Annotated in this window: 19 protein-coding genes; 8 read left to right on the top strand and 11 right to left on the bottom strand. The window is 46.3% G+C overall.

The window, feature by feature from the left end; all coding sequences use genetic code 11:
• The first annotated feature begins 48 nt into the window (after nucleotides 1–48).
• From KXJ70_RS03425 to KXJ70_RS03405, 5 genes are all read left to right on the top strand, one after another.
• Nucleotides 49–1215, top strand: coding sequence for an acyl-CoA dehydrogenase family protein (locus tag KXJ70_RS03425; protein WP_219042044.1), 1167 nt, complete (start codon nucleotides 49–51; stop codon nucleotides 1213–1215).
• A gap of 18 nt (nucleotides 1216–1233) precedes the next feature.
• Complete coding sequence (locus KXJ70_RS03420) at nucleotides 1234–2007, top strand: SDR family NAD(P)-dependent oxidoreductase (protein ID WP_219042043.1); 774 nt, start codon at nucleotides 1234–1236, stop codon at nucleotides 2005–2007.
• A 101-nt stretch (nucleotides 2008–2108) separates the two neighbouring features.
• Entirely contained in the window at nucleotides 2109–3290 is a 1182-nt protein-coding gene (locus tag KXJ70_RS03415) for an acyl-CoA dehydrogenase family protein (protein ID WP_219042042.1), read from the top strand.
• A gap of 11 nt (nucleotides 3291–3301) precedes the next feature.
• Entirely contained in the window at nucleotides 3302–4435 is a 1134-nt protein-coding gene (locus tag KXJ70_RS03410; protein ID WP_219042041.1) for an acyl-CoA dehydrogenase family protein, read from the top strand.
• A gap of 48 nt (nucleotides 4436–4483) precedes the next feature.
• Nucleotides 4484–6037: a long-chain-fatty-acid--CoA ligase gene (locus KXJ70_RS03405; protein ID WP_219042040.1), complete on the top strand. Its 1554-nt coding sequence runs from the start codon at nucleotides 4484–4486 to the stop codon at nucleotides 6035–6037.
• Between the two features lie 256 nt (nucleotides 6038–6293).
• On the opposite strand, the gene KXJ70_RS03400 is transcribed toward KXJ70_RS03405, so the two are convergent.
• The 8 genes from KXJ70_RS03400 to KXJ70_RS03365 form a co-directional block, all read right to left on the bottom strand.
• Nucleotides 6294–8582: an AAA family ATPase gene (locus KXJ70_RS03400; RefSeq protein WP_219042039.1), complete on the bottom strand. Its 2289-nt coding sequence runs from the start codon at nucleotides 8580–8582 to the stop codon at nucleotides 6294–6296.
• On the bottom strand, nucleotides 8566–8751 hold the full coding sequence (locus tag KXJ70_RS03395) for a hypothetical protein (RefSeq protein ID WP_219042038.1): 186 nt from the start codon (nucleotides 8749–8751) through the stop codon (nucleotides 8566–8568). Before KXJ70_RS03395 ends, KXJ70_RS03400 begins: the two co-directional genes overlap by 17 nt.
• A 24-nt stretch (nucleotides 8752–8775) precedes the next feature.
• Entirely contained in the window at nucleotides 8776–11520 is a 2745-nt protein-coding gene (locus KXJ70_RS03390; RefSeq protein ID WP_219042037.1) for a DEAD/DEAH box helicase family protein, read from the bottom strand.
• Between the two features lie 14 nt (nucleotides 11521–11534).
• The gene (locus KXJ70_RS03385; RefSeq protein WP_219042036.1) at nucleotides 11535–13190 is read right to left on the bottom strand and encodes a site-specific DNA-methyltransferase; all 1656 of its coding nucleotides are present in this window, start codon (nucleotides 13188–13190) and stop codon (nucleotides 11535–11537) included.
• A gap of 13 nt (nucleotides 13191–13203) precedes the next feature.
• Nucleotides 13204–14907 (bottom strand): AIPR family protein, encoded by a 1704-nt coding sequence (locus KXJ70_RS03380; protein ID WP_219042035.1) that lies wholly within the window; start codon nucleotides 14905–14907, stop codon nucleotides 13204–13206.
• Nucleotides 14907–17783, bottom strand: a complete 2877-nt coding sequence (locus KXJ70_RS03375; protein WP_255558175.1) for an SNF2-related protein — start codon at nucleotides 17781–17783, stop codon at nucleotides 14907–14909. Before KXJ70_RS03375 ends, KXJ70_RS03380 begins: the two co-directional genes overlap by 1 nt.
• Complete coding sequence (locus tag KXJ70_RS03370; RefSeq protein WP_219042034.1) at nucleotides 17776–18024, bottom strand: helix-turn-helix domain-containing protein; 249 nt, start codon at nucleotides 18022–18024, stop codon at nucleotides 17776–17778. The genes KXJ70_RS03375 and KXJ70_RS03370 overlap by 8 nt, the downstream gene beginning before the upstream one ends.
• A gap of 201 nt (nucleotides 18025–18225) precedes the next feature.
• On the bottom strand, nucleotides 18226–19107 hold the full coding sequence (locus KXJ70_RS03365) for a LysR substrate-binding domain-containing protein (RefSeq protein WP_219042033.1): 882 nt from the start codon (nucleotides 19105–19107) through the stop codon (nucleotides 18226–18228).
• A 207-nt stretch (nucleotides 19108–19314) separates the two neighbouring features.
• Between KXJ70_RS03365 and cysC the strand changes: the two genes are divergently transcribed.
• Both cysC and sat read left to right on the top strand, forming a co-directional pair.
• Complete coding sequence (gene cysC / locus KXJ70_RS03360) at nucleotides 19315–19926, top strand: adenylyl-sulfate kinase (RefSeq protein WP_219042032.1); 612 nt, start codon at nucleotides 19315–19317, stop codon at nucleotides 19924–19926.
• Nucleotides 19927–20026: 100 nt separating this feature from the next.
• The gene (gene sat / locus KXJ70_RS03355) at nucleotides 20027–21223 is read left to right on the top strand and encodes a sulfate adenylyltransferase (protein ID WP_219042031.1); all 1197 of its coding nucleotides are present in this window, start codon (nucleotides 20027–20029) and stop codon (nucleotides 21221–21223) included.
• An 87-nt stretch (nucleotides 21224–21310) separates the two neighbouring features.
• Here the strand turns inward: sat and KXJ70_RS03350 are convergent, their stop codons facing one another.
• Nucleotides 21311–22354 carry an AraC family transcriptional regulator ligand-binding domain-containing protein gene (locus tag KXJ70_RS03350; RefSeq protein ID WP_219042030.1) on the bottom strand — a complete coding sequence of 348 codons (1044 nt, stop codon included), beginning with the start codon at nucleotides 22352–22354 and terminating at the stop codon, nucleotides 21311–21313.
• 325 nt (nucleotides 22355–22679) lie between these two features.
• Between KXJ70_RS03350 and KXJ70_RS03345 the strand changes: the two genes are divergently transcribed.
• The gene (locus tag KXJ70_RS03345; protein ID WP_219042029.1) at nucleotides 22680–24839 is read left to right on the top strand and encodes a molybdopterin oxidoreductase family protein; all 2160 of its coding nucleotides are present in this window, start codon (nucleotides 22680–22682) and stop codon (nucleotides 24837–24839) included.
• Nucleotides 24840–24843: 4 nt separating this feature from the next.
• Here the strand turns inward: KXJ70_RS03345 and KXJ70_RS03340 are convergent, their stop codons facing one another.
• Nucleotides 24844–25098, bottom strand: coding sequence for a VF530 family protein (locus KXJ70_RS03340; protein ID WP_219042028.1), 255 nt, complete (start codon nucleotides 25096–25098; stop codon nucleotides 24844–24846).
• Entirely contained in the window at nucleotides 25088–25387 is a 300-nt protein-coding gene (locus KXJ70_RS03335; RefSeq protein ID WP_219042027.1) for an RNA recognition motif domain-containing protein, read from the bottom strand. Before KXJ70_RS03335 ends, KXJ70_RS03340 begins: the two co-directional genes overlap by 11 nt.
• Nucleotides 25388–25421: the final 34 nt, after the last annotated feature.

Below are 25421 nucleotides of genomic sequence, written 5' to 3'. Positions count from 1 at the left end.
ATTCCGATGTGATGCATCGAAACGTATTTAAACCGGAGCACAATTCCTATGTTGCCACGTAGTTTTACCGAAGAACAAAACATGTTTCGCTCTGCCTACCGCAAATTTTTGGAGCAAGAAATTGCTCCCAATTTAGAGCGCTGGAGGGAGCAGGGCATTGTTGATCGCGAAGCGTTCACCAAAGCCGGCGAGCAAGGGTTTTTGATGATCTGGCCAGAAGAGCAGTATGGCGGCATGGGCGATAATGATTTTCGCTTTGAGCAAATCATTATTGAAGAAACCAGCCGTATTCACGGTGGAGACTGGGCGAATACCTTACACAGCCGTTTGGTCGGTCCTTATATTAATCGCTTCGGTAATGACGAGCAGAAGGCGCGTTTTCTTCCCAAGTGTGCCACCGGCGAAACGATTCTCGCCATTGCGATGACAGAGCCAGATGCGGGCTCGGATTTGGCCGGCATGCGTGCCAATGCCAAAGACATGGGTGATCATTGGCTGTTAAACGGAACAAAAACCTATATCACCAACGGTATTAATTCTGATGTGGTGATTGTTGCCGCCAAGACGGATCCGGAAAATAACCCCTATGCGGTTGGCTTGTTTTTAGTTGAGCGTGGCATGGAGGGTTTTGAGCGCGGCCGCAATCTTAAAAAAATGGGTATGAAAGCACAGGATACCGCTGAGCTGTTTTTCAAAGATGTACGCATTCCAAAAGAAAATGTCTTGGGCGATGCCACTAAGGGTTTCATCTATTTGATGGAAGGTTTGGCAGAAGAGCGCTTGATTGGCGCTTGTGGCTTCTTGTCGGGCGCGCATCGCGCATTTGAAGTCACCCGAGAATTTACCATGGAGCGTAAAGTCTTCGGTAAACCCTTGTCTAAAATGCAGAACACTGAATTTAAAATGGCGGACTTGCGGACCGAAATAGATGTTGCACAGGCCTATGTCGATCAGTGTGTTGTTGCCCACAATGCGGGCTTACTGACTTCAGAAGACGCGGCCAAAGCCAAGTTATACACCAGTGAGTTGCTGTGCAAAATGGTAGACGAAGGCGTTCAGCTTCACGGTGGCGCCGGCTTTATGGATGAATACCCAATCAGCCGTATGTATACCGATGCGCGTATTACACGGATTTTTGCCGGCAGTTCAGAAATCATGAAATTAATTATTGGTCGCGATTTGTACTCAGACAAATTCGTTTCATTCTTTGAATAATTATTAGGAATAATCGTTATGGATATTAATGGAAAAATTGCCGTTGTTACCGGTGGCGCATCTGGCTTAGGTGAAGCGACTGTGCGCGCTTACGTTGCAAAAGGCGGCAAAGCAGCGATCTTCGATATGAATGCCGAGCGCGGCAACGCACTGGTGGCGGAACTGGGTGCTGACAAAGTTAGCTTTCACAATGTAAATGTTGCCGATGAAGAATCGGTAGCCACTGCCATAGCAGAAGTGATGGCAACATTTGGTGCAATCCATATTTGTAATAACTATGCCGGTATTGGTAACGCCGTGAAGACCTTGGGTAAGAACGGTGCCTTTCCATTAGATGCGTATAAGACCGTGATCAACGTTAACTTGGTCGGTACCTTTAACGTCGCTCGTTTGGTTGCTGAGCAAATGGCCAAAAATGAACCCTACGACGGCGCGAATGCCCGCGGCGTTATTATTAATACCGCCTCGGTTGCCGCCTATGAAGGGCAGGTTGGTCAGGTTGCGTATAGCGCGTCTAAAGGCGGCGTTGTCGGTATGACATTACCCATGGCACGAGATTTGGCGTCGTATGGCATTAGGGTAAACACCATTGTGCCTGGTCTTATTCATACGCCCTTGTTTGAAACGCTGTCGGAAGCAGCCTACAAATCCCTGGAGGCCAGTGTGGTTAATCCCCAGCGTCTTGGGCGCCCGGAAGAGATCGCACATTTGTCGGTGATGATGGCCGAAAACGAATATATGAACGGTGAATGTATCCGTCTCGATGGCGCTATTCGTATGCAGCCTCGTTAATAGCGGTGAGCTTTGCGTAGCGTTCTTGGCAGCGAGTTGAATCAACTCGCTGCCACAATAGGTTTATCAAATTCTGCATATCACTTAAAAAGAGAGCTCTTATGCACGCTAAATTCAGCCCTGAGGAACTCGCCTTTCAGGAAGAAGTGCGCGGCTTTATGCGCGATAATTTTACGCCGGAATTGGCCGCCCGTATTCATCATCCCAAAACCTTCCGCGATGCCAGTATAGAGTGGCAGAAGCTTCTTGATGGCAAAGGCTGGGCTGCAAATGGCTGGCCCGTAAAGCACGGCGGTACGGGTTGGAGTGCAACTCAAAAATATATTTATACCACCGAATTAGCTGCGGCTGGTGCGCCCGACGTAGTGCCAATGGGTATAAAAATGGTAGCGCCGGTGCTGTACAGCTATGGCTCAGAAGAGCAAAAGGCGCGCTTTCTTCCAATTACAAAATCGTCCGATATTTGGTGGTGCCAAGGCTATTCCGAGCCTGGTGCTGGCTCTGATCTTGCCGCGCTACAAACCCGCGCGGTTCGCGATGGCGACGACTATATTATTGATGGCACTAAAATTTGGACCACCTTTGCGCAATACGCGGACTGGATATTTTGTTTGGTGCGCACCGACAACACCGGCAAACCGCAGCAGGGCATTTCGTTTTTACTGATCGACATGAAAACCCCAGGTATCACCGTTTCCCCCATCATTTCTGTGGACGATGAACATCACCTGAATGAGGTGAATTTCGAGAATGTTCGAGTGCCGGTGGCGAATCGTATTGGCGAGGAAAATCAGGGCTGGACTTACGCAAAAGCATTGTTGACTTATGAACGTACCGCGCTGTCGGGTGTGGGTTATTGCAAACGTAAGTTGACCAATATTCGTCAACTGGCGAATCAGGTATCTGCAAGTGGGACTCGCTTGATTGATGACAGTGATTTCCGTGCGCGCTTAGCCGACGTGGAAATGGAAGTAATGGCGCTGGAATTTTTAGAACTCAGGGTGTTGAGCGCAATTGATAGTGGTGGTGCACCGGGAATGGAGTCGTCATTGCTCAAATTAAAGGGCACAGAAATGCAACAGGCTGTTCAGTCTCTGCAGTGGGATGTTGCCGCTGGTTTCGGTGGAATATCACCCGACGCAGACGATGAACTCTGGGAAAGCGAAGGCAATAGAGCCCGACGTGAATATATGTTTGGCCGCGCCTGCACCATTTTTGGTGGTAGCAACGAAGTGCAGCGCAACATCATCGCAAAATTTGCGCTCGGTCTATCGGCGCGCTAGGGGATTTAAGAATGGATTTTTCATTAACTGAAGAACAAGTCATGCTCAAAGATAGCGTGACTAAATTTTTAGCAGACAATTACGCGCCGGAGCAACGAGAGGCCATTGTAAAAAATGAGGCGGGCTATAGTGCCGCGCACTGGTCCACGTTTTCTGAGTTGGGGTGGTTAACTATTCCATTTTCAGAAGCTGATGGTGGCTTTGGTGGCAATGTCGCTGATGTGTCAGCGGTGATGGAAGAGTTTGGCAAAGTACTAGTGGTAGAGCCTTACTGGTCGTCAATTGTACTGGCTGGGCAGCTGATCGCTCGCTGCACAAACCAGGCGCTTAAAAGCCGCCTTATGCCGCAAGTGATTTCTGGTGAGACGCATTATAGTTTCGCTTGGCTAGAAGCCCAGAGCTGCTTTTCCTTAAGTTATGTAAGTACCTCGGCTGTTAAAGAGGGCGATAGCTATCGCCTAAGCGGTGAGAAGAAACTGGTTTTAAATGCCGGCGCCGATCATTTTATCATTGCGGCTCGCACGGCCGGTGACGTGGCAGACGAAGCGGGTATAAGTTTATTTGTGGTGGACGCGGCTCATCCTACATTGGAAAAAGAGACCGTTCGTTTAATGGACGGCCAACTTGCCTGCAATATCCAATTTAAAGATCTTGTCCTTGGTCAGGATGACATGCTTATCGCAGAGGGTGAGGCGTATCCTTTAATCGCTGAGGTTGTTGATGAGGCCTTGGTTGCGCTCTGCGCCGAAGCGGTTGGTGCAATGACCTATCTTTATAAAGCCACGGCGGACTACGCGAATACTCGTAAACAGTTTGGCGTCGCTATTGGCAGTTTTCAAGCCTTACAGCATCGTATGGTTGATATGTTTATGGCCACAGAGCAGTGTCGCTCGCTACTTGTTCGAGCCCAGTGTGCGATATTGGATGATAGTGCGGAGCGCAGCCAGGATGTTGCGGTCTTGAAAGCGATGGTAGGTAAGTATGGTCGCAAGGTGGCAGAAGAAGCGGTGCAGATGCACGGCGGTATGGGCGTGACTAACGAGATGCCCATCGGTCATTACCTAAAGCGTCTTATGATGATCGATATGTATTTTGGTGGTTCAGATGTGCATCGTCGTCGCTTTAGCGATATGCGATATCTTTAAGTTGTTTTGTTTCATTTTGAACAATAAATATAACAGTAGGGAAATACGATGAAGCTATTTAATAATTTGAATGACCATACCCGGTTTCATGCGCGTATGCGTGGCGACATGATGATGGCGCGCGATAGTAAAAAGTCCCTGAACTACGCCGAAGCCTGGGACTACGTTAATTTGATTGCCGCCAATATTCAAAGCAAAGGTATTGTTAAAGGCGACCGCGTTGCGATTCTAGCGAAAAATTCGGTTGATAATCTCTGTGTCTTTCTCGCTTGTGCCCGCATCGGTGCGGTAGTAGTGGGTTTGAATTATCGCCTGGCAGCTGCAGAAGTTGAATTTATCGCCAGCAATGCCGACGTGCAAATGCTGTTCTTTGATCAAGAGTTTGACGGACTGCGCGGTGACTATCTGCGCTCCAGGATTGGTGTATGTTTTGACAGCGACAGCAGTGCGGCAAAGCTGGACAGTTGGTTGGATAGCAGCGCGACCTTGAATGAGGTCGAGATCAATGGCGACGACATCCTTTTTCAAATGTACACCAGTGGCACCACGGGCTTACCCAAGGGGGTTTTGATCAGTCATCACAATGTACTTGCTAATACTTACCAGGCGCCGATGGCAACCGGTAAAGGTGGTCGGGTTGGTGAAATTGGTTTGGTGATTGCGCCTACCTTCCACGCCGTCGGCTTAGTGGGTTCCTTGATGGGGGTCATTTACGGTGGTTCAATGATTATCCACAGTGACTATGATCCGGTTGGGATGATCGAAACCCTGGCCAATGAGCACGTTAGTACGGTGGCGGTTATACCGGTGATGCTGCAGTTCTCCCTTGCGATGGTGCCGAATATAAAAGACTACGACTTCTCTGAGTTACACACCATCAATTATGGCGCCTCACCGATTTCAGAGTCCTTGTTGCAGCAGTGTATGGATGCCTTTGGCTGCGATTTTGTGCAAGGCTATGGACAGACAGAATCGACCATGGCGCTGACCTTCCTCACCGCAGATGATCACAAGAAGGCGCTGACAGGTCGCCCCGAGTTATTGCGCTCGTGCGGGCGGGCGGTGTTTGGTACCGAGATGCGAATTGTAGACAATGACGGCCAGGAATTGCCACTGGGTGAAATTGGCGAAATCGTTGCCAAAGGCCCGCAAGTCATGCAGGGCTATTGGAAGAACCCGGAGGCAACGGCTAAAACCGTGGTTGATGGTTGGCTGCACACCGGCGATGCAGGGCGTATGGATGAAGAGGGCTATATCTATATTCAAGACCGCGTAAAAGACATGATTATTTCTGGTGGCGAGAATATCTACCCAGCGGAAATTGAAAACCATCTAATGTCGCACAGCCAAATACAGGATGTCGCTGTGATTGGCGTGCCGGATCAAAAGTGGGGGGAGGTGCCTCTCGCGGTGATCGTTTCCGGCGGTCAGCCAGAACTCAGCGCCGAGGAGCTTACCGAGTTTTGTCGCGGTAAATTGGCGGGCTATAAAATTCCTCGCAAAGTGGAATACATCGCTGCCTTGCCACGTAACCCAACCGGCAAAGTCTTGAAGAAAGATATTCGGACGATGATGGCAGAGAAGTATCCGCCAATCGCTTAGCTCGTTGACTCAATATGCGTCAACGGCAGGTAGTTCATTGCCTTAATACTTTTAATAATATGACGGTAATTTCCTCATCAATGTTAGCTAACGTTGATGAGGAAGGGTTCTGTCGATATAAAATACGTCTGTTATCCGCTGATCGAAAACTATTTTTATATCAATAAATTTAACTCAGATATAAACCGACGTGGAACTTCTCCGACGTTCGGTAATTTTTAACTCAACTCCGTCATTCAGAGTGATATATAAGAATTTACTGCATTCTAAGTGGGTAGAGCCTTCTTGTTTCTGTGCTCGTAGATAAATAGTCAGCTTTGCTTTTGTTCGGGAAGCCTTCATGTTTACAGATCAGTAAGTCAGAAAGCTCCAGAACTTTCTTGCCAAACTCTAAGCTGTCACTCGCAGTTAAATGACTGGCCAGTTCGTTGAAATGGGCTCCAACGATATTCCGTATTTGAAATAAAATGCGAAGATCCGAAATTAACTGCTGTAATTCAGTTTCATAATATGAACCATCTGGCTGTAAATGCTGTACCTTTAGCTGCTTGCTGTATTTATCTTTTAAAGCGCAAAGGTAATCGTAAGCTGTATTTTTTCGTCTAGGAATACTTAATTCATAATGTGAAACCAGCCAGTCACATACCTGTTCTAATAGGTATCCAGCTTGTTGTGCGATCGGTTCAGGCTCGTTTGGTCGAGTATTGATGTTGTCACGCAGGATCTCTACCATAGATCGCGCTGAATCTTGTAGAATTACGCCAAGACTTGGGTTCCATTCCTTAAGCTCGATAAGCTGGCAGTCTGAAAACTTTAGCTGCCCATTTCTTATCTTTGCATGCCAGCGTTGATAATGCGTAGTTACTAACGTATGCATAAAATTTTCAGACTCTGCGTAAATAAGGTTAACAATGCGATCTGCATGCGGCTCATCTATACTTCCCAATACGTCGTCCATTATTAGAATTGTATTGTCTGGAGCATCTCTTTTTGCAAGAGACAGCAATATGCATAGTCCTAATGAATCTAGATGAGAGTTGCTGAAATATGCTCCTGGAGGAGCATTTTTACATTTAAACTCTGATTGAATATCTAATGATGCCCGTCTTTTTGGGTCTAATTGTAATGCAATTTTGTCCAAACCCTCTCCGGGATGAACGACCTCATACAAACGACCAACTTCTCCGGCGATCGAGGAAAGTATTGCATCTATAAAATTTTTCCGCTTTGATTCGTGAATTGCTAATAACCTGTCTATTATCGGTTTCAAAATCTTGTTTGACTTTTGTTCCCGCATGTTGTCAGTGTACTGTGAGTAAGCGGCATCGATAATTGCGCGTTTTCCTTTGTTTTCAAGTAAGCTATTTTTATAAATTTCAAGATCACTACGAACTGCCTCGATATCGTCATAAGCTAGAGTGTCTTTTTTAGACAAGATTGTTTTTAAGTCACTTAATATATCGATTTCTTCGGAGAATTCGCGCATAAATATTTCGATAGCTTTAATCTTATCTGAAATAGCTGATGTTGCGGTGGCTATGGATTCACGGTTACGATCTTTTCTTTGCGTAGCATGATCGAGTTCTTCCTTTGCAGTATTCAGCTCTGAGAAGCTTTCAATTATTGTCGCGATTCGAGAGGGAAGACCAGCAATATTTTCCTTGCTTTCACATAGAGGACATGAGCTAACCTCCATCTTTTTTGATTCGAAGTATTTACGGGCTTCAGAAAGAATTCCCAGTGAATCAGCGGCCCCATCAATAACTTTTGATTTAATTTCAGTATATGATTTTTCTTTAGAATTAAAATCATTTTCAACTTCATCGGCTTCCCGACCCATGCGACGGAGTGTCTCTAGTGCGGAGGTTAATAATTCAATTTTGCGTAATAGCTCAGAAAAGGAACTGATTTCTGCATCAAATTCAGATATGTCTTTGTCTGATTCGATCTTAGCCCATGTAACAGGGTCTGAGTTTGTCACCCCGCTTAAGCGGTATTGCATCTCCAATGTTGAATAGTTCTCTGCTATACGTTCGGATGCAATTCTCAATTGGCTTTCGATATTTCGCTGTAAGTCTCTTACCGTCTTCTCTGATCGGTCTATTTCACCTACGTCGATAAATTCAGATATGACATTGAATCGTTCTGCGGGCTTGGCAAGAATAAGATCCATCATTTGCTTTCGCCGCCAAATTTTAACAAAGGGGATGGAATACAACGAGGATGTAGTAACAACAGGTTTTGTGCCGGAAATGCTTGCTCGCCAGCTTGCTCCATTTTCGTGGGTTAAAGTTACTGACACGTCAGAAGCTTTCTTGCCAACGAATGGCCAATACTTATGTTTTGAGGCACCAATGCTATTGTCGTTTAGAGAGCCGCAGTCGCCATTCGCTAGAAAATCCAATGCATCGCAGATTGAGGTTTTACCTGTTCCATTTTGACCATAAATTAGTGTTAGCGGCTTTTCGAATTGGATTTCTAGCGGAGTTGACACTCCTCGCAGACCAGCAATTGTTAATTTATCAAGTTTAGAGATCTTCGACATTATAGTGCTCCTGCAAATGTGTATTCTCCAAGGCAAGCGCCCAGTCCTCTTCTTTCACCTTCGAAGAAAGAATCAATTTTTCAATGCTCTTAATCTCTGCTTCCGCCAGCAACCCCTCGGCATTAACAGTGTCCATTATCTGTTTTAACAATACTTCAGAATTACTCATAGCAAGCTCCAGCGCGATATATTTTTATATTATTGACGAAAACCCTTTTAAATCTCTATTTTCATGTACGTCATCATGGGCAATCAAAATGTACTCCCATGGCTTGCCGCCATTTTGGGTCAAGTAGTCTGTTGCATTTGCACACCACTTTTTGGCTGCCTCTGCTTTATTTTCTACCAAAGTGTCAGTCATATCTCGGCGAGCTTTGGTTTCTACCATTATGACTCTGTCATCGAGTTCAGCGACAAAATCAGGAAGGTACTCTCGGTGATGAATGCCGTCTTTATAGTAAATTTTGAACTGCCCGCTAACAGGCTTGAACCACTTAATAGCTTCACGTTCCAGAATCAGAGCGAATGTACGCTCTGTGTCAGAATCAAACTTCTGAACATCGTAGAGACATTTACGGAAGCCACCAAAAAGCATTTTTTTAATTTTTCCTTTATCTTGCAAGGTGCTACGTACATTATGAATTTCTTTCTCGCCAGTGGTGTAGGCAGCATCACACAAGGGCACAAAACCAGCTGTAATGGATGTTTCATAACTACTGGCTTTTTCCCAATACTGTTCAGCCATTTGCGCATGTATATTCTCGGCGATTCGCTTGCCAAACCCGAAGAAGATATTGTGCAACTCATCTTCGGTGTATTCACGAATATCGCGAAAGAAGTTGACTGATTGTGTCGCTAAGTCGTAAATAAGCTCCGCATGTTCATCGTAGGAAATGTCGTCATAGTCCACCAAATGTTCAACAATATAGTCTTCTAGGCGGGTATACTTCCGTTCAGGAAGCGAAGAGATACTGACTTGCTCATTGGTCTGTAGACTCTGCGAGATCAACTCTCGGTTCGTCGGTTGAAGATTTAACTGTCCCATTTCCAACAAAAACGGTGTATAGCCATAGGTGATTTCACCTGAAGGCATAACAACAATGCGCGGTATATCAATCGTTTGCTCAACCACTAGCTCTGTCGCTTTTGCGATAACTTCTTGTAGGCTTACTTTTTCCTCGTCTTCTAGCAAAGATTGTTGCTGTCCACTAAGCTGCTCAGAAACAGCTTTATATACCTCTGCCTGAACATCTTTATTCAATAATGCTTTGCTTGTAGGTGCCTCATTCGGCTTGTTTTGATAGCTTTGCAGAACACGTAACGTGGTTAACGCCACCTCCCGTTCGGTCACGCCGCTAAATACAGGCTTAGTAACCTCATCCGGTGACTTACCTGGAGCTGAATAATCGAACCCTGTGGCGCTTTGCACAGACCTACCAGTAAACAAACCTTCCAAGCGAGACGTTACTGCTACGCTATCTTTAGGTTGCTCGGTATCGTCTTTATCCAGAATGACCTGACGTAAACGCAGGGGGTTGTTGGGGTTATTAGCCTCATCAACAATTTCTTGGAAGCGATCATGCGCAACAATGTTTAGACGATCGACGGCGTCCACACCCGTACGCTTACCGTAGGGTAAGCGCAAGCCACGGCCGATCGACTGTTCAATAAGTGTTCGCGCGTTTGCCGCACGTAAAGGGACAATGGTGTAAAGGTTGGTAACATCCCAACCTTCTTTCAACATATTCACGTGGATGACAATTTCGGTAGGTTCATCGACACTTTCAACGGCCAATAAGCGCAGTATCATCTCTTCTTCAGCCGCACCGCTTTTAGAACTATCTACCTGAATGGCTTTACCCTTATAGGCGCCATTAAAAAAACTGTCAGATTCTATGCGTTCAAGCAATTGCGCCGCATGTGTTGTGTTTCGCGCAATGACCAGCATAAAAGGCTTTACCACTTTTACGCTGTTTTGTTTCGCGTAGGTAAACAACTCTAATTTAGTCGCTTCATGTAGGCGCACACCATCTTCGAGTTTTACCGTTTCTAGTCCTTCAGGGCTGTATTGCTTGGGGTCAAAATTGCGCTGAGTGACTACGGCTGGCTCTTTTACGAATCCATCCTCCATAGCACATGCCAGCGGGTAATCCACTATCACATTTTTAAAGGGCACAGGGCCGCGATTTGACTCGGTAAAAGGCGTTGCCGTTAATTCCAAACCTAATCGTGGGTTTAGTTCATTAATGGCACGCATACCGGCACTGGCTCGGTAACGGTGCGACTCGTCCATTAATAACACCAAGTCATCCAACTCAGACAGATAATTGAAATAACTATCACCTAAGTATTCTGATAAGCGCTTCATCCGTGGAGCCTTACCACCACGTACCTCAGAGACTATTTTGGAGATATTAAAAATATTGATGCGCACTTCCTGTGCTTGACCAAATAAGTCTTGTTTAAGCTGTGCGCCTTTTTGTTCGTAATTGTCACCGGTTATGACTATCGGGCGATTGACTGCGAACTCTGCGATGCCTTTAAAAACATACTTAGGCGATGCCGTATCATCAAAATCGGCAATTAATTTGTTATAAATGGTGAGGTTAGGCGCCAATACAAAGAAATTATTAATGCCATGGGCTTGATGTAAAAAGCTAATAAATGCTCCCATCAATCGCGTTTTACCTACACCCGTTGCCAGGGCAAAACACAAAGATGGGAACTCTCGCTCGAAATCCGAAAGGGTTGGAAACGCCGAACTCAAAGTTTTAAGTAAAGACTCAATATCACGAGATTGCTCAAGCGTATCCGGTGCGGACGCAATTGCCTGAGCAAGCGCAATAAGTGAATCTTCTTGAGGCTTTCGCAAACTCAAGCGACCCGTGATGGCTTTAAGAATACGAGTATTTGTTGGGTTGATTGTATTTGTTGTCATTTTTTATCCCGCCCTTAGCCTTGTCCGTTATCGTCAAACATTTCATCTTGAAACAAGCCACCTTGCGATGGGTCGGGTTTAGGCCTTTCCTGCATGGGTAGGTTTTCTACATTTAAGCTGTAATCATCGTGGCCGTACTCACAGCGCGACAACACCATTTTGGGGATTTTCTTTAACGTAAGATTAGGAAAACGATCGGCCTTGCAGCGAAATGCGCTGCAACAAACCAACACACTATAATCTTCGCCGACTTCATCACTTAATGCTTGTAGCTGTTCAACAGAAAGCGTCTGCGTAGTGGCATAAATTCTATCCTGTTCGGTGGAATAGCCATGATTCCACCATTCAGTGTCGGAAGGTGCGTAGGTAAAGCCTTCTAATTTGCATATGGCTTCGGCCAACATGGCGGCATCATAATCTTTGCTAATCACCCAGCGGCCCCAGCGATCTTGCTCCAATAATGATGGTGCTAAGCGGTAATAGCGAAAGCCACCGCCACCAATCCATTTGCATGAATCCGTAATCCCTCCTTTGTGTTCCCCATCTATCACGCTCTTTAGGCGTGGAACAATGTGCGTCGCACAATGGTCCCCCAACTCAACCATAATCCATCTTCGATGCATTTTGTGCGCAACAGCGCCTGTCGTGCCCGATCCTGCAAATGAATCCAACACCAAATCACCAGGATTGGTAGCTAATGTTAAAATTCGCTCCATTAACCGCTCTGGTTTCGGCGTGTCAAAAACTGCTGCGCCAAAAAGATCTACTATCTCTTTCTTTGATTCTTGCGTATGCCCAACTTCTTGATAGTCCCAATAGGTTTGAGGCACAACCCCCTGCTTGACCTCGCTCAAAAAGATTTTGGGTGCGGGTACATTGTTCCCATCTTTGCCCCACCAGATACGATTATCAGCATCCAGCTCTCTAAACTTCTCTTCAGAATAACGCCAATAAGAGCCATGTGGAGGACCATCGACAACCCGTCCACTTGGACATGTTATTGGGTACATTCCTTTGCTGTAGTAATTTCTAGCTGCCAGATTATTGGCTCTCCAAGGACCTCGAGGGTCATTGTCTGGATTTTTATAGGCCTTGTTTTGCTTATCTGATCGAGGCATCGGATTAGGACGCCAAGTGTCTTCATCTTTTGCGTAAACAAGAATATAATCATGGTCAACAGAAAAATGTTTTGCGCTTGACTTGGGTGCATAGTTTTTGCGCCATATTACAGATGCAACAAAATTATTTCTTCCAAAAACCTCATCGCAAAGCACTTTAAGGTAATGCGCCTCGTTATCATCAATTGAAATCCAAATCGAACCATCTTTTGACATCAGGCTATGGAGAATCTCTAACCGGTCTTTCATTAGAGATAGCCAAATTGAATGCTCCATCCCATCTTCATAATGCGTAAATGCACTACCAGTATTATAAGGAGGATCAATAAATACACATTTAACTTTTCCAGCGTAGTCTTGCTCCAAAGCCTTAAGCGCCAGCAAGTTATCCCCAAAAATCAGCTTATTATCAAAGATATCGTTTTCAGAAACTTTGTGGCTTGCATGGTAGGACTTCGACGGGTCTTCCAACAAAATCCTAGGCTCTAGTTTCGGTCGTTTATCTTTACCGATCCAAATAAGTTCTAATTTAGTTTTGTTTTTACTGCTCATGTTTTAAATACCCCTATGTGTTGGCCAATGCGGCCATTACAGGGCCTTTTAATGTTTGTAAATCGTTTTGGTTTTCAAATACTGATTTCGGAGACTTATCAAAAGCTTTCTTGTTAAATTCCGTGATAACTCGATAAACAATGTTTTGCGCCTCAATTCCAACCAGGTTTTTTTGAACCAAGGTCAAAGCAACTTCTTGCTCAAGTTTTAAGTCGAATTTCCGACACATCACCAAATAACAGACCATCCAACGAGAATGAGAAATAATTTCCTTATCTGTGCCTTGCGCACTCTTTACTTCACGCGTAATCACCGAGATTACTTCCTGGCAAATTTGAACGACTCGCCACAAGACTCGAGCCTCTAATGTGTCAGGGAAAATGGACTTGTAGGTTGATTCGTTTTCAGCGGTTTTTGTGCGTGAAAACAACTTCTTGCTGTCTTTTTTTGCCAAAGCTACAAGGTGTAATGACTCATCAGTAGAGTATGAGCAAGCCAATGCCCGCGCTGCGAACTCTAAATTAAATGTTTCGTCATCCTGCAAACCACCTTTGTAGCGATAATTTATTCCGCTATTGGCTAGCGTTTTTGCCCATTGTTGCTGGTTTTCATCCAAAGCTGCAAAGTCCACATCAGAAACTGCATTTTGATTATTTCTAAACTGTGTCACAGATTCACCAAAGCGGTCGGGAGCATTTTCTAAGCTAATGATTGTTGCCATAACCTTAGCTGTTGATTGCTTTTGATCCTCACCAAGGGCATCGGCAATGCAACTAACCGTTTGAGCGCCATTAATGACTGACACGCCTTGTAAGCGAAATTTGCCTAGTCGATTGGTTTCATCATGAGCTGATATTTGCTGTATTTCATCGCAAAGCAACGTTACGCCATTATTGAAGTAAAAGAAGTTTTCAGGCGTGTTCGTTAAGGTACTAACTATATCGATGTTAACCGCTGTATTGCCCTTAAATTGACGTATGTTTGCGTTGAATAGGTGGTCACCGTGCAGCGTTTTAAAGGCTTTAATTTGGTCTGCATCTAGCCCACCGTAGTAACAGGGGTAAGGCTCGGTTAAAAAGCCAAACTGCTCTAGCTCAATATCCAGCGAGATCGGAGCCGCTAGCGTTTCACTTAAATGGTACTGGTGGAAAGACTCTAATCCAGCATTGACAAAACGAAGAAAATTTCTTCTGGCTGGAGAGGTGAAGGCGCTTACAAGATCCCCCATCATTCGCCGTCTATCATCCGACAATGCGCTACCGGTATACACCAAAACGGCTTTTACTTGGCACACGCCAGAATCTAATGCGCGATCGATGAGTGGTATTTTTGCTTGTAAGTGTTGATTGAAACGGCCGTATTGCTTACGCAATAAGTCTCGAACACCATTTTCGAATTTATTCACATCACCAAGCGCCGGCTCGCCGACACCTCGATCAATATATTTTGATTGAATTAACCAAATAGTTTCGGTGGCATCCACATAAACTGAATCAACTCCATGATCATCTCCGCCATCAATAGAGGCTGTCACCGCATCCTCAATGGAAGCACCAACCTCAGAAACCAAATAATAAGCAGCCAATGCCCTAGAGAAAAAATTACGTTCCTTCGCAGTATCTCCAGAGCCTGTACCCTCTATGAGCCTATCAAACTTCGAATGAAGCAATTCGCACAACTGCATTAACTCTAATGGCTGAACTCCTTTTTTAGCCATTAAATAACCTCCCAGGTAATGGTAAACAAATGATGTTCTTCGATTTTTTGATTCATTTTTTCTTCTAACACCGTGATTAATTCTTCACGCCTATCATCAACCTCATCTTGCTTATCAAATAAGTCTCTGCGCTTTTTGTTTCGTAGTCGCTCCAAATCTTTTAAACGTTTTTGCCAATGGAGCTTTTCGTTAAGGTCTGGAGCGACTTTCGCTGTTCTGCGAACCTCACGGATCTCACGGTCGGTTTCTTTAATATCCTGCTCCAAAACCACCTTAAGGTCATCTGACCAAGCTTCTAGCTTTTCAACTTCTGCTTCGAAATACTGCAGGTTTCGATTGGTAATTTCCCCCAGTATCTCTGTTTTTCTACGCGACAGTTGATCTTGTAAATGCGGGGACTCTACAAATGATGCGCTATGGATGTTAGAAATTGGAAACGCCATAAGTTTTTCAAGAACTTCTTGGCTCATCGCTTCACTTTTGGCGGCATCATTGAAGCCTGTGAGCACGATATAGTCTTCCGCTCGTTTCATTGACTCTACTGTAAGTTTTGTGGCTTTAAGCTGGCCCGACTGCCCTCGAAGCTCTTGAACCACAGAGACTTTGGTATCTTTGGCGTTCGCGCAAAATACCAAGTGAGATTGCTCTAACTGATGCGATTTAGCCTTTTCAATCGCCCATTGGGCTAAGGGGTGCTTTAAACGATATAGGTGACAATCTCCCTTCCTGCGCGGCAATTCATATTCACCCGTTGGAATATCCTTTGGCGCTTGTGGAGGAAGTGTGTTAACTACAAAGCCACCTTCAATATCGCCTATGTGACCATCTAATTCGCTTCTAGTTAATGCAAGTAGCATCCGTTCGTACTTATCAAGCGATCTATTGGTATCCACTTTAATATTTTGAAGTACATCTTCATCAAAATGTTCAAACAGCTTTTCCCGAGTGTTAACCATTTGTAGGTTAATTTCGTGGGCTAGATCCTCTTGAAGCTTATCAAACTCTCGTTGAATATCATGAGCCTCGCGATAGTTGTCATAGATGTTTTTAATTCTTCGTTCGAAGTCAACACCATTTTCAATAGCGCCAAGCACTTCGTCCGATGCACCAAATACGCCATCAAAAATGTTGAATTTCAGCCTTAATAACTCGTGAACACGTTTGTCAGCTTCATTAGTCGAGTCAATGAAATTTAATACGACAACATCATGTTTCTGACCGTACCGATGGCATCGACCTATTCGCTGTTCGATTCGCTGGGGATTCCACGGTAAGTCATAGTTAATGACGAGCGAGCAAAATTGGAGGTTTACGCCTTCTGCCGCCGCCTCCGTTGCAATCATGATTTTTCCCTGATCACAAAAATACTCGACTAACGCAGCGCGTGTATCGGAGGTTTTTGAGCCTGTTATCTTGTCACTTTCTGCATGTTTAGTTATCCAGGCTTTATATATTTCCTTTGCTTGGGCATCATTATTTGTTCCGTTAAATAGAACAATGCCGTCTTTGTACTGGCTCTTTTTTAGAGTTCTTAGCAAGTAATCTTGGGTTTTTCTCGATTCTGTAAAAATGATCGCTTTTTCTTTTGCACCAATTTCGCTAAGTTTTTGGAATGCAATTTTTAATGCGTCTAAGAGTTTCTCGCCCTTGGCATTATCACTAATACTTTCCGCGAGTTTAATGTACGCACCGAGTTCTTCTATTTCGTCCAGGACAGATTGCCTATCAGCGAGAGGAGTAGAGTATTGGTCGTCGTCATCCCATTCCTCTCTAGTTTCAACAAATGCCTCATATTCGGCTTCAAATGCTTTTGTTAATGACTGGTCGGTAAGTCCTTCAAGCAGTCTTTTTCTAATGGTGTCTAAAGCGCCAGCGATTGCGAATGACGATGAGGCCAACAACTTCCACATCACCATCGAGATCAACTGACGTTGACCATCGGGCAGGGCGTTTAGATTAGGGCGGCGTAAGTAATTAGATACCCTTTTGTAAAGTAACTGTTCGTTCGCTGATGGCGTAAATTCCTCTACCATAGCAATACGCTTAGTGTACTTGACGTAAGCTTCCACATCTTTTCGTAATGTACGCTTGCAAACGGGCTTGATACGTTGCCTCAATTCACTAAACGAGGTTGCGTCATTAATTCGCCCGTATTTAATGCGGAAGCTGTCGAGATCGCCAAATATTTTTTCATCAATGATGCTCACCATTCCATACAATTCAAGTAAGGAATTTTGTAGTGGTGTCGCCGTCAACATCACTTTATAGGTATTGCCGATTGCTTCAGCAATGGCTTTAGCTATTTTGTTGCCTTTTTTGTAAACGTTTCTTAGGCGGTGCGCTTCGTCAATTACCGCTAGATCCCATTGCGGTATCATTTGAATATCGTCTGCTTTAGCTTTGGCGAATTGATATGAGCAAATGACAACGCCTTCTTGCATGTCGAAAGGATTTTTTCGACCGTCTTTTTTTGCTTTTTTGTAACTGTCGCCATCAAGAATAGTAGCCTCAACACCAAATTTTTCTTGAAGCTCTTGATGCCACTGCTTGCGGAGGTTGGCTGGCACAATAATAAGGATACGGCGGCGTCTTTCCGCCCATTTTTGGGCGATAACAAGTCCTGCTTCAATGGTTTTACCTAAGCCAACTTCATCGGCCAATATTACGCCATTAGATAGTGGGTTTCTGAAGGCAAATAGCGCTGCATCAACCTGATGGGGGTTTAGGTCGATTTGGGCATCCATAATGGCGCCCGTTAGCTTATCCTCGTTTTCACTATCGAGGCGGCGGGTGAGTTGCCATGCGAAATACTGGGCTTGATGCTTGGTGTATTGCTCTTTACATGGAATGCCGCTATTTGAGGTTTTATCAATCATGAGCAGCTCCGCTCTCGCTGTCTTCCTTGATGTGCTCTGCGAGGCCCCCAAGTTCTACGCCAAAGAATTCGCACAATTTGTCGAGCACTTCTGTTGTAGTGTTATAGCCTTTTTGATTAGAAACCTTTGAAAGGGTAGTTCGGTGAATTCCCGTCGATTTGGCTACTTCCTCTAAAGTAATACGTCGACTTTCTTGAAATTCCTTTTCCGCTATTAGCTCTTTCAGGCGAAATCTGATCATATTTGCACCGTGCTTGTGTAGATTCAACTATAGTAAAGTGCAAATGTAGGTCAAACAATATAAATGACGCCTTTACTCATCGGTTTTGCCGTCATTTTCAATATGGGGCTCAATTTGAACTTATCGGCTCAGTTGAGTGAGTCCGTAGTGTTATCGTTTCGTAAGCACTTAAAGCGGAGTTTAGGCAAGTTGGAAGTTTCATTAACGCATTTTTCTACAAAGCTCTACCCAAAATTCAACGGCGGCTTTTTTGTGCCGCTGTTTGGGTAGGGCGAAGTAGAAGGTTCGTGTCATATCCCGATTTGCCAAGGTAAGTGGCACCAGGTCACCGTTGCGAAAGTCGTTTTGCAACACCACCTTAGATAAACAGCCGATCCCCAAGCCTGACTCCACCGCGCTCTTAATCGCCTCATTGTGTTTGAATTCACGGTAAATTTCGATGTCGGGCAACAGCCCTGCAAGTGCGCGGTCGAAGGTGAAGCGCGCACCGGAATCCGGTTCCCGCAAGATCCATCTCGCTTCTTTAATATCCTTATCTTTGAGAACGCCTTTTTGGGCGAGCGGGTGCGAGGCGCTGCAAAAGACCACGAGTTCGTCTTCTTTCCAGGGTATTAGCTCTAGTTCGCGGTGCTGAACCTCGCGTTCAATCATGCCAACATCGACTTCATAGTTAAGGACTTTAGCGACGATGTCAGGGGTGTTTGCGGTTTCAAACTGCACGTCGGCGTCGGGGTAGTTTTCTAAATAGTCCGCTAGGTAGCGCACCACTAGATGGTTGCCAATGGTAAAGCTGGCGCCGACCCGCAGGTGGCCGATATCGGCATGGCGCTTTAAGGCGTCGTCGAATTGTTGGCAGTGGGCGAATAAGGTCTCCGCCTCTTTGCGCAGGGTGTGGCCGATGGCATTGAGTTTGATTTTGTTGCCCTGGCGATCAAACAGGCTCACGCCGTAGGACTTTTCCAAATTTTGCAATGAGGCGCTCGCGGCGGACTGGGACAGGCATAGCTGGTCTGCCGCCTTGGACACACTCTGGTGTTTGGCGACAGACAGAAAGATCTCTAGCTGTCGAATGCTGAAGTTCATAGCGCGGTTTCTCCGCTATTTAAACGTGTTGTACAGTGTAAGCGAATATGCTGTCAGTATCGATAAAATCGATACTGACTATAATAATATCCCGTTTTACTTGTGATAAAAATGCTTTTAGTATGGCGGCCTGTTATTGCGCAGGGCCGCTTTGGGCTGCTAGCAGTGAAAGAATGTGATTTAACTCGTTCCCGTGGAGATAAGTGAATGACTGACGTAAAAGCAACGAATGTATACTGGCATGACGGCGAAGTAAGCCGTGAAGACCGCAACAAGCTGCTCAAGCAAAAAGGTGCAACTCTGTGGTTCACCGGTCTGTCTGGCAGTGGTAAAAGCACCGTTGCAGTTGCATTAGAAAAGGCGCTGATGGAAAAAGGTCATCTCTGCTACCGTCTGGACGGCGATAACATTCGCTTGGGTATCAACAAAAACCTAGGATTTAGCGCCGAAGACCGCACTGAAAACATCCGTCGTATCGGTGAAATCTCTAAATTGTTTGTCGACACCGGTGTGATTGTGTTGTCGAGCTTTGTCAGCCCATACCGCGCTGACCGCGACATCGTTCGTGAGCTGCACGACGCGGGCGACATGGATTTCCTTGAAGTGTTTGTCGACGTACCACTCGATGTGGCAGAACAGCGCGACCCTAAAGGCTTGTACAAAAAAGCCCGTGCTGGCGAGATTAAAAACTTCACCGGTATTTCTGACCCCTACGAAGCGCCGCTAAAAGCGGAACTGGTATTGAATAGTCACGAGCAGAGCCTGGAAGAAGAGGTGGAAATTCTGCTGGCGATGATGACCGAGCGCGGAATTATTTAAAGCGTGACGGGTGTCAGATGTCTGACGCCCGAGTTGCATTTATGTTTTCGTCCGACGTCAGACACCCGACGTCGGACTTTCTAACTAACGGAGTGACAAAATGATCAAACCACATGGCGCCGACGAGCTTAGCCCATTATTCGTATACGACACTGAAAAACACCACGCGCTGAATGCCGAAGCAGAAACACTGCCATCGCTGCTAGTGAGTTCTGCCGCTGCGGCTAACGCCGTTATGCTGGGTGCGGGTTACTTCACCCCCTTAAAAGGCTATATGAACCTGGCCGATTCTTTGGCGGTAGCCAAAGACCTTTGCACTACTGACGGTTTATTCTGGCCCGTGCCTATCGTTAACCTGACTAAAGATGCGCAGGGCATCACTGCCGGTCAGCGCATTGCACTGCGCGACCCCAATGTTGAAGGCAATCCTGTTCTGGCGATCATGGATGTGGAAGCGGTTGAAACTGTTAGCGCAGAGCAAATCGACTTTATGGCTGAGAACATTTTCGGCACATTGGATGACAAGCACCCAGGCGTACAAACCTTTAAGGCTCAGGGCAACACCATGTTGTCTGGTCCGATTCAAGTGTTGAACTTCTCTTACTTCCAGGCTGACTTCCCGGATACTTTCCGCACCGCCGTTGAAATTCGCAATGAAATTGCCGAGCGCGGCTGGGAAAAAGTGGTTGCCTTCCAAACTCGCAACCCAATGCACCGTGCCCACGAAGAACTTTGCCGCATGGCAATGGAAGATCTTGGCACCGACGGTATTTTGATTCACATGCTGTTGGGTCAATTGAAGCCAGGCGATATTCCGGCTCACGTCCGCGACGCGTCTATCCGTAAAATGGTTGACGTTTACTTCCCTAAAAACACAGTGATGATCACTGGTTACGGCTTCGATATGCTTTACGCTGGTCCTCGCGAAGCGGTATTGCACGCGCTGTTCCGTCAGAACTGTGGCTGTACTCATCTGATTGTTGGTCGTGATCACGCCGGTGTGGGCGATTACTACGGCGGTTTTGATGCGCAAACGATTTTCGACGAAAAAGTGCCAGCAGGCGCAATGGATATCGAAATTTACCGTGCAGACCACACCGCATACTCGAAGAAACTCGACAAGGTTGTGATGATGCGCGACGCGCCAGATCACAGCAAAGAAGACTTCGTATTGCTGTCAGGCACTAAAGTGCGTGAAATGCTGGGTGCTGGCATTGCGCCACCACCAGAGTTCTCGCGCCCTGAAGTCGCTAAGATTTTGATGGACTACTATCAAATTGAGGATGCCAAGGCTTAATTGCTAAGGCATCATCGATCGTGTAAATAAAAAAGCCGGAGTTAATCGCTCCGGCTTTTTTGCATCTTCAGGGTAATTCTTTGTTGCTTAGTTGCTCAATGGCGGCTTGCTGATACCACCTTTTATAATATCGTCCTGTCTCAGGGTTGGTTCAGTGGGTTCCTTTTCTCTTTCCTTGAGTAAGTCGTATAGCCGGTCTTCATCGTATGGCATTAGCGATGTGAGAACGATATCCATCGGTACATGGCAGCGCTGGGTATAAAAGACTGCTCTGGCACTGATCTGCTGTTCCAGTAATGCAGTAAAGTCGGTTTTGGCTTTGGCAAATTCACGCTGCAAGTCTGCGGTCGATAGCTTCAGGTAGAAAGCCAACTCGTCCTCGGAGCAATGGGCAAACCGCAGTCGTTCATCGATCATCAAGCGGGCGCGTTCCACGATATCCCGGTCGTGGAGTAATTCTTCTTGTAGGCCTCTTATGTGTACCTCCATGCTGCGCAATAGCGCTGGGTCACTGCCGCTAATATTGAACTCTAAGTACTCCGCTGGAAAAGAAATGCTGTCATTGGGCTGATCAAAAATAAGTTCGCAATTAAAGAACTCATGGAAGGTATCGGAAAATTTGGCGCCGGGATCGGAAAAGCTAAAGCAGACTTTCTTTGGTTGCCAGAGGTGACTGGACAGGGTGTTGAGCAGCAAAAACATCTGTGCGGTGCCGAGTAAATTTCTCTGTCGGTAATATGTGCTGCTGAGAGTATTGGCTGACTTGATAAGGGTGACCTGCTCATTGCAGATTTGGTGCCGCCAATATCCGGTGTCTTGGTAATAGGCACTGTATTGACTGGCGTGCTCCAAGCCAGTTTTAAAATCTGAGCTTAGTGACATTACCGTGGTAGGTAGGCCCAGCTCCGGGGTTTGAAGCTTGTTCGCAAGATGGAGAGCAAAGTCTTGGCAGTGGTATGTTTTGGCGATATTTTCAAGCAGGTAGTTAAATAAATGGCTGGACACAAAATGATTGGGCAATGTCAGTAATTTGGCAGGTAAGCCAGATTTACTCGCAGCGTCCTTGAGGTCAATGCCTAGACTTTTGCACGCTTCAAACAACGCGTGGAGGACATCCTCGTCTTCAGTCATAGTGTGTTTCATATCACCTACTTCTTGTCGTTCCTATGGTTTTTTTGTAGCAAATTTTATGCCTAAGGTCTTATCTGCATAGACATATATCAGTTTGCCCGTAAATATTCGCGTAAAGGTGGATGATTTTCGCGGGGAGATTAATGTGATCTATATGTCGCCAGCTTAGCATCTTCCGGGGTGTTATTAGCGATGCGTCGTAGTGGAAACAGGCAAATTTTATTGAAATTAGCTAATTAGGTGTATTCGCTGATAACATCGAGCTACTTTGCGCGCGGATTCAGCGTGCCAAATAATAAGACCGATGTCAGATAAAGGTGATGCTGTGGGATCTACAACTAAACATTTCCGCACCTGTAATTTATGTGAGGCCATGTGCGGTATCGAAATTACCCTGGAAGATAATGCGATCACCAGTATAAAAGGTGATCCGCAAGACTCGTTTAGCCGAGGCCATATCTGCCCAAAAGCACTTGCATTAAAGGATTTGTACGAAGACCCCGATCGTATTCGAGCGCCCATGGAGAAGGTAAATGGCCAGTGGCGCGAGCTATCCTGGGAGCAGGCGTTAGACAAAGTCACGGCGCGCATTACGTCTTTGCAAGCTGAGCACGGTAACGACGCACTGGGTGTGTATCTCGGCAATCCCAATGTTCACAACACCGGATCGTTATTAATGAGCGGCGGGATGTTGCGAGCTTTAAAAACCAGGAACAAGTTTTCTGCCACTTCGGTAGATCAACTGCCACACCATATAGTGTCGTGGAAGTTATTTGGTCATCAGCTGCGAATTCCGGTGCCAGATATCGATAACAGCGATTATTTTTTAATGTTTGGCGCCAACCCCCTGGCGTCCAATGGCAGCATCATGAGTGTGGCCGATGTTAAGCAGCGGCTTAAAGATGTGCGCAAGCGTGGCAAAGTGGTGGTGGTAGATCCGCGGCGCACATTGACCGCCGACATGGCGGACGCTCATCATTTTGTGCGGCCCGGAACTGACGTGTTGGTCTTGCTGGCAATGCTGCATGTGCTGTTTGCAGAGGGCCTTGTTAGCACCGGGAATTTAGCCAAGCATCTAGATCAAGGCCCAATGAGCTTGGCAGATTCTTTCAGCGAGTACACCCCTGAGAGAGTTGCGCCGTTGACGGGTATGTCTGCCGATTTGATTCGCAGCTTGGTCCGTGATTTTTGCGCGGCCAAAGCGCCGGTGATGTACGGACGCCTCGGTGTCTCGGTGCAGGAGTTTGGCACCCTCAGTCAGTACCTCATCATGTTATTCAATATTCTCACGGGTCGACTGGATAGCGTGGGCGGCTTAATGTTTGCCAAGCCTGCAGTCGATATTCTCGCGCAAAGTGGCCGTGGCAATATGGGGCGCTTTCACAGCCGTGTGCGGGGTCTGCCGGAGTTTAATGGCGAGTTGCCGGTGGCGACCTTGGCCGAGGAGATTACCACCCCAGGTGCTGGCCAGATTAAGGGTATGTTGTTAATGGCGGGCAATCCGGTGCTGTCGACACCTAATGGTGAGCAGCTTGATCGCGCCTTTAAAGGCCTGGATTTGCTGGTCGCGATCGACTTTTATATCAATGAAAGCAGCCGTCACGCCGATTTTATCTTGCCGCCGGTGAGTCCCTTGGAGCGGGAGCATTACGATGTGATTTTTAATGTTCTGGCGGTGCGAAACAATGCGCGTTATGCCGAAGCACTTTTCCCTCGGAAAGCGAATGCGAGGCATGATTGGGAAATTTTGTTGGGCTTGCGAGATCGTCTTCAGCCCGCAAGGGGGCTTAAAGACAAGCTCGGACGGCAACTGCTGAGACGTGCTGGACCATCGGGTTTACTCGCCTTGTTGTTGCGACAGGGCCCCTATGGCGGAGGCTTAAACCTGTTTAAAGGTTTGTCCTTGGCTAAATTGAAAAAATCGCCTCACGGTATCGATCTTGGTGCGCTTAAGCCGGCATTGCCAGGGGCGCTGTTTCATCGCGATCGTAAAATCCATCTCGAAGCTGAGTTCTTTCTAAACGATGTGGCGCGGGTGGAAGCTAAATTCTTTAATAGTAGTACCGCGCCAGACCAGCTCTTGTTGATTGGTCGTCGCGATGTGCGCAGTAATAACTCCTGGTTGCACAATAGTCACCGCTTGGTAAAAGGCAAGGATCGCTGTACGGCTTTGATAAACCCCCTCGATGCACAGCGGCTGGCAATTGCCGACGGTGATTTAGTCAGGGTGACGTCGCGGGTTGGCAGTGTGGAGTTGGCGGCGCATATCAGTGATGAAATGATGCTGGGGGTAATTAGTATTCCCCACGGCTGGGGGCACAATCTCAGCGGTACCCAGTGGCAAACGGCGCAGGATCACGCCGGTGTCAGCGTCAATGACTTGACCGATGAAATGCAGATTGATGAATTGTCTGGCAATGCGGTATTAAACGGTGTGCCGGTGACCTTGAGCTTGGTAGCGGCGACTGCAGCCCTTAGTGCTTAACGGCTTATGACTTTTGCGCGGGGCGCTGACTGCGAATATACAGCGCCTCAACTTTTTGTCTTGCCCACGGTGTGCGCCGCAAGAATTTTAGACTTGAGGCTATGCTCGGGTCGTCGGTAAAGCACTTTATTTTGATGCGACGGCCCAATTCCTCCCAGCCGAACTTGGCCTCTAGGCGTGTTAACACCATCTCTAAGGTCAGTCCGTGCAATGGATCTTTTGAGCCGGGGGAGGATGGCGTGGGGTCTTTAGACTTCATCGCTGTCTTCGTCGATGGCTTCTACATCGTCGCTATCCGTTGCGGCAACCGCAGGTTCAGCCTTTTTAACGCGAATTTTAAAGCCGGCAATAATTTTGCCGTTCAGGTTTTGCATGGCCACCTTGGCTTCACCTGCTTTGGGCATATTCACAAAGCCAAAACCCTTGGACAGGTTCGCGTCCTCGTCTCTGACTAAGTTTAAGGATTGCACACTGCCATATTCTTCAAACAGGTCTAAAAGCTCTGCTTCGGTGGTGGTGCGGTTTAAATTGCGAATCAATAATTTCATGGTGCTGCCGTTGTAGTGATATGGCGTGAATTAT

This window comes from Zhongshania aquimaris, assembly GCF_019312595.1.
Taxonomy (GTDB): Bacteria; Pseudomonadota; Gammaproteobacteria; order Pseudomonadales; family Spongiibacteraceae; genus Spongiibacter; species Spongiibacter aquimaris.
Note: the sequence above shows the minus strand (reverse complement) of the source record. Positions and strands in the feature narration are given on the sequence as shown.

Bases quoted from the DNA above. Each gene is read 5' to 3' on its own strand.
- KXJ70_RS03425 (WP_219042044.1), top strand. From the start codon at position 49: ATGTTGCCACGTAGTTTTACCGAAGAACAAAACATGTTTCGCTCTGCC.
- KXJ70_RS03420 (WP_219042043.1), top strand. From the start codon at position 1,234: ATGGATATTAATGGAAAAATTGCCGTTGTTACCGGTGGCGCATCTGGC.
- KXJ70_RS03415 (WP_219042042.1), top strand. From the start codon at position 2,109: ATGCACGCTAAATTCAGCCCTGAGGAACTCGCCTTTCAGGAAGAAGTG.
- KXJ70_RS03410 (WP_219042041.1), top strand. From the start codon at position 3,302: ATGGATTTTTCATTAACTGAAGAACAAGTCATGCTCAAAGATAGCGTG.
- KXJ70_RS03405 (WP_219042040.1), top strand. From the start codon at position 4,484: ATGAAGCTATTTAATAATTTGAATGACCATACCCGGTTTCATGCGCGT.
- KXJ70_RS03400 (WP_219042039.1), bottom strand. From the start codon at position 8,582: ATGTCGAAGATCTCTAAACTTGATAAATTAACAATTGCTGGTCTGCGA.
- KXJ70_RS03395 (WP_219042038.1), bottom strand. From the start codon at position 8,751: ATGAGTAATTCTGAAGTATTGTTAAAACAGATAATGGACACTGTTAAT.
- KXJ70_RS03390 (WP_219042037.1), bottom strand. From the start codon at position 11,520: ATGACAACAAATACAATCAACCCAACAAATACTCGTATTCTTAAAGCC.
- KXJ70_RS03385 (WP_219042036.1), bottom strand. From the start codon at position 13,190: ATGAGCAGTAAAAACAAAACTAAATTAGAACTTATTTGGATCGGTAAA.
- KXJ70_RS03380 (WP_219042035.1), bottom strand. From the start codon at position 14,907: ATGGCTAAAAAAGGAGTTCAGCCATTAGAGTTAATGCAGTTGTGCGAA.
- KXJ70_RS03375 (WP_255558175.1), bottom strand. From the start codon at position 17,783: ATGATTGATAAAACCTCAAATAGCGGCATTCCATGTAAAGAGCAATAC.
- KXJ70_RS03370 (WP_219042034.1), bottom strand. From the start codon at position 18,024: ATGATCAGATTTCGCCTGAAAGAGCTAATAGCGGAAAAGGAATTTCAA.
- KXJ70_RS03365 (WP_219042033.1), bottom strand. From the start codon at position 19,107: ATGAACTTCAGCATTCGACAGCTAGAGATCTTTCTGTCTGTCGCCAAA.
- cysC (WP_219042032.1), top strand. From the start codon at position 19,315: ATGACTGACGTAAAAGCAACGAATGTATACTGGCATGACGGCGAAGTA.
- sat (WP_219042031.1), top strand. From the start codon at position 20,027: ATGATCAAACCACATGGCGCCGACGAGCTTAGCCCATTATTCGTATAC.
- KXJ70_RS03350 (WP_219042030.1), bottom strand. From the start codon at position 22,354: ATGACTGAAGACGAGGATGTCCTCCACGCGTTGTTTGAAGCGTGCAAA.
- KXJ70_RS03340 (WP_219042028.1), bottom strand. From the start codon at position 25,098: ATGAAGTCTAAAGACCCCACGCCATCCTCCCCCGGCTCAAAAGATCCA.
- KXJ70_RS03335 (WP_219042027.1), bottom strand. From the start codon at position 25,387: ATGAAATTATTGATTCGCAATTTAAACCGCACCACCACCGAAGCAGAG.